Below are 12,885 nucleotides of genomic sequence, written 5' to 3'. Positions count from 1 at the left end.
GATATCCCCGTCATTACCACATAAGGAGGAAATTAGATGGCAAAAGTAGGCAAGAAATATGCTGAAGCTGCAAAACTGGTTGATAAAGCAAAACTGTATGAACCGGCTGAAGCAATTGATATCTTGAAAAAAATGGATACGGCCAAATTTGACGAAACCGTTGAATTGTCTGTTAATCTGAATGTTGATCCGAAATATGCTGATCAGCAGGTGCGGGGTGCTATTGTATTGCCGCATGGTATCGGTAAATCCAAAACGGTTCTTGTATTTGCTGAAGGCGATAAAGAAAAAGAAGCTCAAGAAGCCGGTGCTGATTTTGTCGGGGCAGAAGAGCTGATTGAAAAAATCAAAGGTGGCTGGACGGATTTTGATGTAGCGATTGCTACACCGAATATGATGGGAAAAGTTGGCCGTTTAGGTAAGATTTTAGGACCTAAAGGGTTGATGCCTAATCCGAAAATTGGTACGGTAACGATGGACGTAGCAAGAGCTGTCGAAGAAAGTAAAGCTGGTAAAGTAGAGTACCGTACGGATAAAGCAGGTATTATTAATTCTCCTATCGGCAAAAAATCGTTTGATGCGAAAAAGTTGATTGAAAATCTGACTACTCTTGTTGATACAATCGTCAAGGTTAAACCGTCAGGTGCAAAAGGTCAATATATCAAGTCTATTACTGTAAGCTCTACAATGGGACCTGGTATCCGTATTAATCAGTTCAGCGTTAAAGGGATTGTAAAAGCTGACGAAAATTAAATATCTTTCTTAGCTGTAGACTGAGGGTATGTATAATGGACGTAAGTCCGCCATCTGAGGCTATGTAACTAGTAGATATATAAATTGAAACTAGTTCGGCCTCATATTATTAATGAGGCCGTTTTTTGTTTGCTAAGACGATATAAATCCCAAATTAAGGAGGTGTATCGAATAATGTCTAATTATGAAAAAAAACCTGTTTCTGCAGAAAAAGCAGCTGTTGTTGCCGATATGAAAGAAAAATTGACAACATCAAAAGGTGCTGTCCTTGTTGGTTTTACAGGACTTACTGTGGCACAGGTAACAAAACTTCGCCGTAAATTCTTAGCAGGTGGTGTGGAATATAAGGTTATTAAAAATACTTTAACCCGCATTGCTGCTAATGAATCTGGATTGGAAGCTTTGGGTGAACACTTAGAAGGTCCGACAGCCTTGGCGTTTTCAACAGAAGATGCAATTGCTCCAGCAAAAATCTTAAAGGAATTCATCAAAGAAACCAAGACGCAGGCTTTAGAAATCAAAGCAGGTTTAGTCGATGGACAGGTAATTGACAGTGTTGCTGTGAATGCGTTGGCAGATTTACCAAGTCGCGAAGAACTTCTTGCAAAATTGGTTGGCAGTATGCAGGCGCCGATTTCCGGCATTGTCAATGTACTGCAGGGCAATATACGCAATATGGTATATGTGCTTAATGCTGTACGAGAACAAAAAGAAGAACAAGCTAGTGCTTAATTTTTAATTCACAAAAAAGATACTTGGAGGTATTTTAAAATGACTAAAGAAGAAATCATGCAAGCCATTGAAAACATGACCGTTTTAGAACTTTCTGAATTGGTAAAAGCTATGGAAGAAAAATTTGGTGTGTCCGCTGCTGCTCCGGTTGCCGTTGCTGCTGCTCCGGCCGCTGCTGCTGCTGAAGAAGAAAAAACTGAATTTGATGTTATTCTTAAAGAAGCCGGTGAAAAGAAAATCGGTGTAATTAAAGTTGTCCGCGAAGTAACAGGCCTTGGCTTAAAAGATGCTAAAGCTCTTGTTGATGGCGCTCCTGCTGCCGTTAAGGAAGGTGCTGCTAAAGCGGATGCTGAAGCTCTTAAAGCTAAATTGGAAGAAGCTGGCGCTACTGTTGAATTGAAATAATAATTTTCATATCAAATAGTGAACTGATATACGATATGCTTATTTTGTGGAACCATGATGAAATGAGGTAATTTACTTCATTTTTATTATGGTTCCATTTTATTTTACAATAAAATGGTTTTGGCGATATGTATGAAGTTCGTTACTGGAACCATTTTTTATTTTTGTGTGTTTTAACAAACTTGGTCAGATTTTGTCGAAATAAGTTTTCTATTTATGAGAGAAAAAAGCGGTATGCTAAATTAGCAGGGAAATGAGTTGTTTAGTAAAATATAGATTATTTTTGTGTAATGCATATGAAAAGTTGTTGTATTTTAAAAATATACAATAGCTTTTCTGTAAGTAGAAAATTCATAATTAAAATTCCTATTTGACTAATATAGGAAAAATATGGGAAAATATAAATATGTTGTAATAGGTATACCTCGTATGTAAAAGAAGGCATTGATATGGCTGATATTTCCCTAAAACTTCAATTAAAACCAAAAATGACGCAGATTCAAAGCTTAACGATCAAAATACTGGGATTACAAACACAAGATTTAACAGAGTTTCTCTATGAGCAGATTACAGATAACCCGCTATTAGATGTCCGCTATCCTGATGTGAAACGAAGCAATACCCATATAGCAGAAAAACCCATTGATAATATTCACAGCCGCGAAGATTCGCTGGAAGAAATGCTTATGAAACAGCTGCGTGTCCTTACTATCCCTAAAAAAATACAAATGGCGGCGGGATTGGTTATTCATTCGCTTGATGAAAAAGGTTTTTTTACAGATAATTTAGATAGTATTGGAATGGATTATGGCATTGCGTTAGCTGAGATGGAGCAAGGGCTGGCTGTTGTGAAAACACTGGATCCCCCGGGGATTGGAGCTTCTGGCATTAATGAAGCATTACTAATTCAGACACGTCGCTGTGAAAAGGTACCAGATCATACCTTGGAATTGCTGCAATACCATTACGAAGACTTTCTTAAAGGAAAATGGCAACGGCTGCGGACAGAAATGAATATTTCTGACACAGAATTGAAATGTATATGCGATTTTTTAAAAAAACTATCATTACAGCCCGCACAGCAGATTATACAAAAAGAAGAATTTGTCCGAGCTGATATGGAAATATATAAGGATGAAAAAGGAGATTTGGCGATACGGATGCTGGAAGACATTCCGGATGTATTTTTTCGGGATGATTTATATGCTTCATACGAAAAAGAGGGAGATCGTAAAACAAAAAAATATATTCATAAAGCACGGCGGGCTTTTATGGACTTACAGTCAGCATTGGCATACCGCAGACGATCGATTTTTGCTGTCGTAACGGCGATGACACAACATCAGAAAAGTTTTTTTTTGCAAGGGGAAGCACTTTGTCCGTTAAATCAAAAGGAATTAGCGGAAGAAACCGGGCTTAGTACGTCTACGGTCAGTCGTGTTTGTCGGGATCGTTATGTTTTGTTTGATCGAAGAATATATGCTATACAGGATTTTTTTGCTCAGTCGTATAGCCGGATTAGTGATAAAAACGAAACAGACTATATTTCAAGCCGGGCTATTATGGGGAAAATTGCTCGTTTTATTAAAGAAGAGGATGTTAAACATCCGTATTCGGATCAGCAAATTGCTGTATATCTACAGGGCCAGGATATATTAATTGCCCGGAGGACTGTTGCTAAATTCAGATTGATTTTAGGAATTGCCAATAGTAATATGCGTCGTCATATGCATGAATGATTTAGTACGATGGACAATAAAGGCGCTTGTAACATACAAATACCCTCCTGATTTTTCCGGAGGGTATTTGTATATACATAAAATTGCTATAAAATATGGCTTAGTCGTCCTATTTACTTTCAAAGAATGCCTTATAGGCCAAATAACCACAATAGGCATCGGTTTTGGCTACAATTTCCAGAGGAGCATGCATGCTCAGCATAGCGACACCGCAATCGACAACTTCACAACCCCAATCAGCCATAATATAAGCGATGGTACCGCCACCTCCTTGATCTACTTTGCCTAATTCACCAGTTTGCCAAGGAACATTGGCCGCATTGAATGTCTGCCGGATTTTTGACACAAATTCGGCATTCGCATCATTGCTTCCCGATTTACCGCGAGCTCCGGTATATTTGCAGATACATATGCCATAGCCAAGTTTAGCTGAGTTTGCTTCTTCATAGGCATCGGCAAATATAGGATCAAGAGCAGCGCTGACATCAGCGGAAAGAACTTCACTATGTCTCAATGTACGCCGCAGTGCAAGATCATCTGTATGCCCTTGCAAAGCAAGTACTTCTGCTAAAAAATCTAGGAAAAATGAAGATTGGACGCCGGTGTTACCAACGGAACCGATTTCTTCTTTGTCTGTAAAAAGTGATACTTGTGTGTGTGATCCTTTTTCCGCATTAAGGATTGCAGTAAGGCTGGCGTATGAGCAGACACGATCATCATGGCCGTAAGACATGATCATTGATCGATCGAGGCCGGCATCACGGCTTTTTTGAGTAGGAACAATTTCTAATTCAGCGCTAGCAAAGTCCTCCTCTTCAATTCCGTATTTTTCTTTTAATAAAGTTAGGATAACCGGTTTTGTTTTTTCTTCTGTGCTGTTGCAACCAAGTATGGGCATAAGCATTTCGCCCTGAATAGCTTCGCTGAGTTTTTTTTCACTTTGATCTTTTGCCAAATGGGGAAGTAAATCATTAATAAATAAAACAGGATCATTTGGATTTTCGCCCAGCGCTATATCTATTTTTTCTCCTGCAGTTGTATAAACAACACCAATGAGACTTAGTGGCATGCAGACCCATTGGTATTTCCGAATACCGCCGTAATAATGGGTTTTTAGATATACTATTTTTTTGTTTTCGACAACGGGGGCTGCTTTTAAATCAAGGCGGGGAGAATCAATATGTGATCCGACAATCTTTAAGCCTGCAGGTAGCGGATTTTCACCGATAACTGCAAGAATAGCTGATTTTCCTTTTTGATTCCAGTAAATTTTGTCGCCAGGAACCAGCGAAGCAACATCCTCTATAGACCGAAAACCGGCGGCTTCCGCCTGACGTATAATTTCCTTTACCGCAAGACGTTCCGTTCTGGCGGTATCAAGGAATTCTTTGTAGGTTTTATTGTATTCCTCTACCTCTATACGTTCTTCTTCAGAAAATCGTGCCCAAGCACTGTTTTCCATGTCATATGCTTTCATTGATAACACTCCCTATGATATAATGAGAAACAACATTAAATTGATATTTATATGTTTATAATAGTATTATAATCTGTTTTAGTAAAAATGGAAGGGGAAAACGAGGGAAAATGGCAGGAGAAGATAAATTGAGGGATCTTGTAAAGGCATATACAGACTGCGTAAGAACATGGCGGCGAAAGATTCATGAAATGCCGGAGTTGTCAGGAGAAGAAGTCAAAACGGCAGCATTAGTAGTCTCTGAATTGCAGGGACTACACGTGGAAGTGACGTCTCCGACAACTGGCGGTAACGGTGTTCTCGTTGTTTTGCATGGCAGCAATCCGGGAAGGACAATAGCGCTGCGGGCCGACATGGATGCGTTGTCGATTGAAGAAAAAACGGGACTTTCTTTTGCGTCACGACATCCGGGGAAGATGCATGCATGTGGACATGATGCACATACGGCAATGTTGTTAGGTGCTGTTCATGTTTTGCATGATATGCGGAATCAATTCGATGGTACAATAAAATTTATTTTTCAACCGGCTGAAGAAAAATCTCCAGATGGTGGTGCTAAAAATATTGTTGCGTCAGGATTTTTAGATGATGTGGATGCTATTTACGGTCTTCATGTCTGGCCGACCTTGCGTACGGGTGAAATAGGGGTTCGTACGGGCCCGGTGATGGCGGCGTCAGATCGCGTCAGTATACAGATTGTAGGAAAACCCAGTCATGCTGCCATGCCGCATAGAGGGATTGATGCTATTGCTGCAGCCGGACAGTGTATTACTGCGGTACAGAATATCATAAGCAGGCAAATTAACCCGCTTCATCCGGCGGTCCTTACTTTTGGGAAAATTACCGGCGGCAGTCGGTACAATATTGTTGCTGACACGGTAGATATTGAGGGAACTTGTCGTACGTATCATAAGGAGACACAAGATGCGGTTGAAATGCATTTAAAGAAAATACTGGAAGGTATTGATGCTGCTTTTGGGACAACCAGCCGCCTTCAGTATGACCGCGGATATGATGCCGTTGTCAACAGTACTGCACAGGCTGCATTAGCGGCCAAGGTAGTGACTGATAGATTCGGGGAAAAGGCTTTGGTAGATGTACCTGAACCGGCCATGACGGCGGAAGATTTTTCTGGATATTTAAAGGTTTGTACCGGTGCTTTTCTTTGGCTGGGAGTCACTGCTGAAGATGCTGAAATCTATCCTCTTCATAATGCGTGTTTTTCCGTGGACGAAAACAGTTTGCCTATAGGCGTAGAACTACTGTCGGCATTGGCATTATCGGCACTTAAACAAAAGTAGCGTATATATGCATATTTTAAATAGTTAAGAGTAAAAATCTCCTACTGCTATCGTGTTGCAGTGGGAGATTTTTTAAAAAAAGCATTGACTTATATTATAAGTATACATATAATATAAGCACGTATAATATAAAAGGAGGAAAATTCAATGACAGAATTAACATTTCAAACAAAAGTGCATGCAACTGCAAAAGAAATTTGGGAAATGTATGTTGATTTTAATAAACGCCGTCAATGGGAAACTGATTTGGAATATATGATACTGCAAGGAAATTTTTCAACAGGAACTTCCGGCAGGATGAAATTGCAGGGACAGCTGGAGATGCCGTATACTCTTACGACGGTTATACCTTATAAGGAATATTGGGATAAAAGCGAAATTCCCGGAATGGGGATTTCGCTTTGCTTTGGACACGAATTTAATGAAATAAATAATGAGACAACCGTGAAAATCAGCGTAAGACTTGAGAAGGAACACGGTGAAATGGCAGACGAAGATATTCAATTTCTGGTTCAAGTATTTTCAGATACGCCACAGGCGGTATTAACTATAAAGAAAGCTGTTGAAAAATAAATGTTTAACTCTCAATTTGAAAACGATTCTTTTGAAAGTCCCGGGTTTCTATTTATCAGAGCATATAATAACTGGCATACTCAAATACAAAAAACGCTGCGTCTTATTAATCTGACACATCCTCAATTTGTTATATTAACCGTTGTTGCGTATTTACAACACGAGGGGCGCAATCCAACGCAGAAAATGGTGGCGGATTATGCTTCTATTGATGTAATGACGACATCCCAGATAATAAGATTACTTGAGAAGAAAAAATATATACAACGGAAGCAGCATCCCCAAGATACGCGGGCAAAAATGATTTTCATATTAGAGGCCGGTTTGAAAAAAGTGAATCAAGGACTGCCGCTGATCGAAGCCATTGATGCAGCATATTTTGGTTCTCTTCGTTCGGATATGCCTTGTTTTATGGATTCATTACGCCGGCTTAGTTCTTTTAATTTTCTCTCAGATATCAATACATAGCACGATATTACTAACTATCATAGATAAAATTATAAAAACTCACTTATAAAAAAGGATTATCCTCATAACATCGCGAATATGTTTAATTAACGTGATTCATAGGAGGCGATTGTTTATGAAAGAGTATGCTAGTGATAAGATTCGCAACGTAGCTGTGCTTAGCCACGACGGTGCTGGAAAAACTGCCGTCGTGGAGTCCTTGTTATTCGTTTGTGGTGCTATCGATGCCGTCGGTACAGGGCAAGATAATAAGCATATTATGGATTTTGAACCGGAAGAAATTAAACGTAATGTTACTATTCAACTCGGAATTGCACCTTGTGAATGGGAAGGGTACAAATTGAACTTCCTTGATACTCCTGGATATTCGGAATTTTGCGGAGAAGTTCGAGCGGCCTTGCGTGCCAGTGATGGAATTCTGTTGGTTGTATCTGCCGAATCAGGTGTGGAAATAGATACGGAACGTGCTTGGGATTATGGGGTAGAGTTACAATTGCCGCGGATGGTTTATATCAATAAAATGGATGCGGAAAAAGCCAATTTTTTTGATACCTTGGAAAAAATGCGGGCAGCATTTGGTAAATCCATTATGCCACTGCAGATTCCTATAGGAGAAGGAACGGATTTTCGTGGGATCATCGATGTTTGCAAAATGATTGCGTGGGAATGGAAAAACGGGAAGCAGGAAGAAATTAAAGTTCCGCCCGAATATATGTCCAAGGCTCGGGAAGTTCGTGAAATGTGTATGGAAGCCGCTGCTGAAGGTGACGATAGTTTGTTGGAAAAATATCTTGAAGGCGAAGAATTGACACTGGAAGAATTGCGGCATGGGTTGCGGCAGGGGATGTTAACCGGTCGCGTTTGCCCGGTTATGTGCGGCAGTGCGATACGTCATATTGGTACGGCGGAATTACTGGGACGCCTCATACGATATATGCCGGATGCTTCACAAAAAATTATGATGGGGACCGATAAAAAAACCGGAGAACCGGTCATGGTATATCCCAATAAACCGTTTACAGGATTTGTTTTTAAAACTCTTATCGATCCTTTTTCTGGAAAATTAAGTTATATTCGCATTTTCTCCGGAGAACTCAAGGAAGGAGATAAACTATATAATGTAACACAGGACAAGGAGGAAAAGTTTGGCAAGATGTTTACTCTGATTGGTAAAAAACAGTTGCCTTTAGCAAAAGCAGTTGCGGGTGATATTATTGTTATTCCTAAGTTATCCAATGCTAGGACAGGAGATACGTTTGCGGCTGCTGAATTCCCTGTCGAATACGATTCTGTCCGTTTTCCTGCACCGCTTCACACGATTGCCATGGTTCCGGAAAAGAAAGGGGAAGATGAAAAACTAATGTCGGCATTATCTCGCATCAGCGAAGAGGACCCAACTTGCCAAGTGGAAAAAGATCCCGAAGGACGACAGCTCCTTGTGCGCTGTATGGGAGACGTGCATCTCGACCACATCATTAATAAAATGGAACGAAAATATGGTGTCACAGCTATTTTGCAAGATGTATATATTCCGTATCGTGAAACGATTCGGGGAAGTATTACCATGGAAGGGAAACATAAAAAACAAAGCGGTGGACATGGTCAGTTTGGACATGTATTCTTAAAAATCGAACCACTTACAGACGGTAACGAATTTGAATTTGTCGATGCTGTTTTTGGTGGTGCTGTTCCCAAACAGTATATCCCGGCTGTTGAAAAAGGAGTCAAAGAAACGCTGCAGAAGGGACTTATTGCAGGGTATCCGATGATTAATGTTAAAGTGACACTTACCGACGGTTCATACCATCCAGTAGATTCATCAGAAATGGCGTTTAAAGTAGCGGCTTCTATTGCTTTGAAAAAAGCGGTTCCTGAAGCAAAGCCAGTTCTTTTAGAACCTATCTATACTGTTGATGTCGTTATTCCGGAAGAGTATATGGGGGATGTCATGGGAGATTTCAGCGGTAGAAGAGGTCGAATTCTCGGAATGGAGCATCATCGCAACCGGGAAGGTATTATTGTTGTCAAAGCCCAAGTACCGCTTTCAGAGATGAAAGGATATGTCACCGCATTGCGTTCCATGACACAAGGTAAAGGAACCTTTAACATGGTGTTTTTTGATTATGAAGAAGTTCCAAAGAAAACGACAGATGAAATTATTTCTGACTATATAACTAGTAAAGAAGAATAAATCCTCCTCACGTTGCTCCCTCCACAAAATGGCGGGAGCATTTTTGTTGCATACATAGACATATAATTTGTATCACCGTATCGTTCTGGCATATAAATTTATACCACGTAGTTACTTGTATATTACGTGTAAAAGTTCTATAATAATAATTGTGAAATACGGAACATAATTATTACAGTAGTGAAAGGATTGGTGGAAACAATGTCTGAATGGACGGATATGTATCGTCAAAAGTTAACAATTCCGGAAGAAGCCGTAAAAGTAGTGAAATCGGGCGATTGGGTAGAATATGGTATGGCAACAACGCAGCCGATTTTGTTAGATGAAGCACTGGCTAACCGCAAAAATGAATTGAAAGATGTGAAAATACGTACATCTTTTTCTTTTGCACCTCGCCAGGTAGTCGAAAAAGATCCAAATCGTGAAGCTTTTACTGTATCTAATTGGCATATGAGTGGGTATGACCGTAAAAAATGTGCACTTGGACAGATGAATTTCTCGCCATTTTGTTATCGTAATGAACCCTCCTTGTATCGGAATATTCTTGATGTGGATGTTGCTATGATTCAAGTTGCACCGATGGATAAACATGGATTTTTTAATTTTGGATTAAATGTTTCTGCAACGGAAGCTATTACCAAAAAAGCGAAAAAAATCATTGTTGAAGTAAATGAATCCATGCCGCGTGCATTAGGCGGTCGTGGTGAATGTATCCATATTAGTGATATTGATGCTATTGTAGAAGCAGGGAATATACCACAGCCTATTATTCCTTTCAGTACAGGTGATGAAATTGATACAAAAATTGCGGAAATGATTGTTAAGGAAATTCCCAATGGGGCTACGCTGCAGCTTGGTGTTGGCGGATTACCCAATACAATTGGAGCTATGATTGCTGATTCGGATTTAAAGGATCTCGGCATGCATACAGAAATGCTTGTAGATGCTTTTTATCTTATGTATAAAAAAGGACGGTTGACTAATAAAGTAAAAGCTTTGGATACAGATAAAGCCGTTTGGTCTTTTGCTTTAGGGTCTAAGGAAATGTATGATTGGGTTGATAATAATCCGTTTTTAGCAGCATATCCGGTTGATTACGTTAATGATCCGTTTGTAATTTCTCAGATGGATAATTTTATTTCTATTAATAACTGTATTGATGTTGATTTATTTGGACAAGTATCTTCTGAATCAGCCGGTACAAAACAAATCAGCGGCAGCGGTGGACAGTTAGACTTTGCGGATGGTGCGTACCGTTCTAAGGGCGGGAAGAGCTTCATTGCTTTCCGTTCTACTTTTGCGAACAAAAAAACAGGTAAAACAGAATCACGTATTTTGCCGACATTAACACCGGGTACGACTGTAACGGATCCGCGTTCTCAGGTTCATTGGCTTGTTACGGAATACGGAATGGTTAATATGATGGGTAAATCCACTTGGGAACGTGCCGAAGGCCTAATCAGCCTGGCTCATCCGGACTTTCGTGAAGGACTGATCAAGGCAGCTGAAGATATGAAAATCTGGCGGTATAGCAATAAGAGATAATGATAATATGACATATCCTCCTCATCAACGGGGAGGATATTTTTATAAGTGCGCCCGGCATGGACGCAGTCTAACGGATAAAAGTCCCGAGTGCGGGAAATAGTGCCAAGTACATAGCGTAAGGCGAGGGTGTCCATGGCGAGGTAGAATCGGAAGGAAGCCGGCGGTAAATCTCCTGTCTGATGAACAGAAACCCATACAAGACAGGAGTAACCGGGTAAGGTTGCTTAACAAATTTAAAGCCCAAAACTATTCGAGGTTAATTCTGTACATATGACAGACAGAGGGAGAGAAAGACTGCGTTTTTACGTTGGGAGGTCTCACAGACGTGAGTAGGTTATCCAAAAATGGAGTATGTTTGCTGTGAGATGTCCGTCGTGGACATAATCCTTGAATTTTGGAGAAGGGCGGAATCATTGTAAATTTTAAATCTTTATAAGAAAAGAAACTAGTACGATGATTACAGAAAACCGAATGGCTGCCCGTAAACGGATAGCATGAAATGTGAAAGATAGGACGGTATATTATATTCGTGCGGTCCAGCAGGAAGTGAAGATATTCCTACGTGGCTGGTTGGGCTGCTATAACATAGCAGATATCAAAACGAACACCGAGGGCTTGGAACTCATGGTTGCGGCGATGAATACGGATGTATATCTGGAAACAGCGTGCAAACAATGGAAGTGCCGTATCCCGAGCGATAGGTACGGTGGTGGGAGAGGTCGATTCCTCAACGAATAGGTGACATCCTACTCGATTAATGTCAAACTTGTCTAGGAAAAAAAATAGTATAGTAGTACAATAAAATTGTCTATTTATCAGCTGCCAATTCTTGCTTATGGAAAAATGCCAATTATACAGAAGAAGGAAGGTATTTATTTATGGAGTTCACATTTATACAGGATATTGGTTTTATTGTGATGGGATATTTTATTGCAGCTTTTGGTACATTAGTTGGTGCGGGCGGAGGCATTTTTTTTGTTCCAATTTTTCTGTATGTTTTTGGTTGGGAACCAACCTTGGTTATTGGTACTTCACTGACCGTTGTCATGTTCAATGCGATGTCTGGATCCTATGCATATATCAAACAGAAGAAGGTATTATATCGAGCTGCTTTTGCTTTTAGTGTTGCTACACTTCCTGGGGCTGTTCTAGGAGCTGTCTGGTCTAATTATTTTACAGGTGTGACCTTTCGTTTTTCCTTTGGTATGCTGCTTTTGTTTATTTCCTTAGTTATTGGTTTCAAAAATTGGAATAAAGGAAAAGGTGATCCGGAAGTAGAAATAGACAAAGAGACATTTCATTTCAACATGGCAGGAGGGATTGCCGTTAGTTTTGTTGTAGGATTTATTTCCAGCATTTTTGGAATTGGCGGTGGCATTATTCATGTTCCGGCAATGGTATATCTGCTTGGGTTTCCGACGCATATTGCAACGGCAACTAGTCATTTTGTTTTGGCAGTTAGTAGCTTAGTGGGGGTTTTATCTCATTTTTTACAACATCATATATTATATGAACCAGCATTTTTTGCAGGAATCGGAGCTGTTTTTGGCGCGCAGCTGGGAGCTAAGTTATCTAAAAAAGTTAAAGCTCGGTTTATTTTAATGCTGCTTTCTTTTGCACTTTTGCTGCTAGCCGTAAGACTTATCGTTACATCTGGCTTTATAACGTTTTAAAATGCGTCTATTTATCCCGCTCAGC

At 40.0% G+C, this 12,885-nt stretch carries 12 protein-coding genes; 11 read left to right on the top strand and 1 reads right to left on the bottom strand.

The genetic code is table 11. The features are described 5' to 3' along the window. Positions 1-36 precede the first annotated feature (36 nt). From rplA to rpoN, 4 genes are all read left to right on the top strand, one after another. Positions 37-753: a 50S ribosomal protein L1 gene (gene rplA / locus NXG62_RS09125; RefSeq protein ID WP_427112119.1), complete on the top strand. Its 717-nt coding sequence runs from the start codon at positions 37-39 to the stop codon at positions 751-753. Between the two features lie 174 nt (positions 754-927). After that, positions 928-1,485 carry a 50S ribosomal protein L10 gene (gene rplJ / locus NXG62_RS09120; protein ID WP_427112118.1) on the top strand — a complete coding sequence of 186 codons (558 nt, stop codon included), beginning with the start codon at positions 928-930 and terminating at the stop codon, positions 1,483-1,485. A gap of 39 nt (positions 1,486-1,524) precedes the next feature. After that, positions 1,525-1,890 (top strand): 50S ribosomal protein L7/L12, encoded by a 366-nt coding sequence (gene rplL / locus NXG62_RS09115; protein ID WP_427112117.1) that lies wholly within the window; start codon positions 1,525-1,527, stop codon positions 1,888-1,890. Between the two features lie 449 nt (positions 1,891-2,339). Continuing rightward, entirely contained in the window at positions 2,340-3,629 is a 1,290-nt protein-coding gene (rpoN, locus tag NXG62_RS09110; protein WP_427112116.1) for an RNA polymerase factor sigma-54, read from the top strand. Positions 3,630-3,738: 109 nt separating this feature from the next. On the opposite strand, the gene NXG62_RS09105 is transcribed toward rpoN, so the two are convergent. Beyond that, complete coding sequence (locus NXG62_RS09105) at positions 3,739-5,106, bottom strand: aminopeptidase (protein WP_427112115.1); 1,368 nt, start codon at positions 5,104-5,106, stop codon at positions 3,739-3,741. A gap of 110 nt (positions 5,107-5,216) precedes the next feature. Between NXG62_RS09105 and NXG62_RS09100 the strand changes: the two genes are divergently transcribed. From NXG62_RS09100 to NXG62_RS09070, 7 genes are all read left to right on the top strand, one after another. Beyond that, entirely contained in the window at positions 5,217-6,407 is a 1,191-nt protein-coding gene (locus NXG62_RS09100; RefSeq protein ID WP_427112114.1) for a M20 metallopeptidase family protein, read from the top strand. Between the two features lie 147 nt (positions 6,408-6,554). Continuing rightward, on the top strand, positions 6,555-6,980 hold the full coding sequence (locus tag NXG62_RS09095) for a hypothetical protein (RefSeq protein ID WP_427112113.1): 426 nt from the start codon (positions 6,555-6,557) through the stop codon (positions 6,978-6,980). After that, positions 6,981-7,448, top strand: coding sequence for a MarR family winged helix-turn-helix transcriptional regulator (locus NXG62_RS09090; RefSeq protein WP_427112112.1), 468 nt, complete (start codon positions 6,981-6,983; stop codon positions 7,446-7,448). 115 nt (positions 7,449-7,563) lie between these two features. Next, positions 7,564-9,639 carry an elongation factor G gene (gene fusA, locus NXG62_RS09085; protein ID WP_427112111.1) on the top strand — a complete coding sequence of 692 codons (2,076 nt, stop codon included), beginning with the start codon at positions 7,564-7,566 and terminating at the stop codon, positions 9,637-9,639. Positions 9,640-9,840: 201 nt separating this feature from the next. Continuing rightward, positions 9,841-11,184: an acetyl-CoA hydrolase/transferase family protein gene (locus NXG62_RS09080; RefSeq protein ID WP_427112110.1), complete on the top strand. Its 1,344-nt coding sequence runs from the start codon at positions 9,841-9,843 to the stop codon at positions 11,182-11,184. A 504-nt stretch (positions 11,185-11,688) separates the two neighbouring features. Then, positions 11,689-11,925: a hypothetical protein gene (locus NXG62_RS09075; RefSeq protein ID WP_427112109.1), complete on the top strand. Its 237-nt coding sequence runs from the start codon at positions 11,689-11,691 to the stop codon at positions 11,923-11,925. A gap of 140 nt (positions 11,926-12,065) precedes the next feature. After that, entirely contained in the window at positions 12,066-12,860 is a 795-nt protein-coding gene (locus NXG62_RS09070) for a sulfite exporter TauE/SafE family protein (RefSeq protein WP_427112108.1), read from the top strand. Positions 12,861-12,885: the final 25 nt, after the last annotated feature.

Origin of the sequence: Megasphaera sueciensis (assembly GCF_050219315.1) — a bacterium.
In the GTDB taxonomy this organism is placed as follows: domain Bacteria; phylum Bacillota; class Negativicutes; order Veillonellales; family Megasphaeraceae; genus Megasphaera_A; species Megasphaera_A sueciensis.
This window is presented reverse-complemented; position numbering and strand designations above follow the sequence as displayed.

Bases quoted from the DNA above. Each gene is read 5' to 3' on its own strand.
- rplA (WP_427112119.1), top strand. From the start codon at position 37: ATGGCAAAAGTAGGCAAGAAATATGCTGAAGCTGCAAAACTGGTTGAT.
- rplJ (WP_427112118.1), top strand. From the start codon at position 928: ATGTCTAATTATGAAAAAAAACCTGTTTCTGCAGAAAAAGCAGCTGTT.
- rplL (WP_427112117.1), top strand. From the start codon at position 1,525: ATGACTAAAGAAGAAATCATGCAAGCCATTGAAAACATGACCGTTTTA.
- rpoN (WP_427112116.1), top strand. From the start codon at position 2,340: ATGGCTGATATTTCCCTAAAACTTCAATTAAAACCAAAAATGACGCAG.
- NXG62_RS09105 (WP_427112115.1), bottom strand. From the start codon at position 5,106: ATGAAAGCATATGACATGGAAAACAGTGCTTGGGCACGATTTTCTGAA.
- NXG62_RS09100 (WP_427112114.1), top strand. From the start codon at position 5,217: ATGGCAGGAGAAGATAAATTGAGGGATCTTGTAAAGGCATATACAGAC.
- NXG62_RS09095 (WP_427112113.1), top strand. From the start codon at position 6,555: ATGACAGAATTAACATTTCAAACAAAAGTGCATGCAACTGCAAAAGAA.
- NXG62_RS09090 (WP_427112112.1), top strand. From the start codon at position 6,981: ATGTTTAACTCTCAATTTGAAAACGATTCTTTTGAAAGTCCCGGGTTT.
- fusA (WP_427112111.1), top strand. From the start codon at position 7,564: ATGAAAGAGTATGCTAGTGATAAGATTCGCAACGTAGCTGTGCTTAGC.
- NXG62_RS09080 (WP_427112110.1), top strand. From the start codon at position 9,841: ATGTCTGAATGGACGGATATGTATCGTCAAAAGTTAACAATTCCGGAA.
- NXG62_RS09070 (WP_427112108.1), top strand. From the start codon at position 12,066: ATGGAGTTCACATTTATACAGGATATTGGTTTTATTGTGATGGGATAT.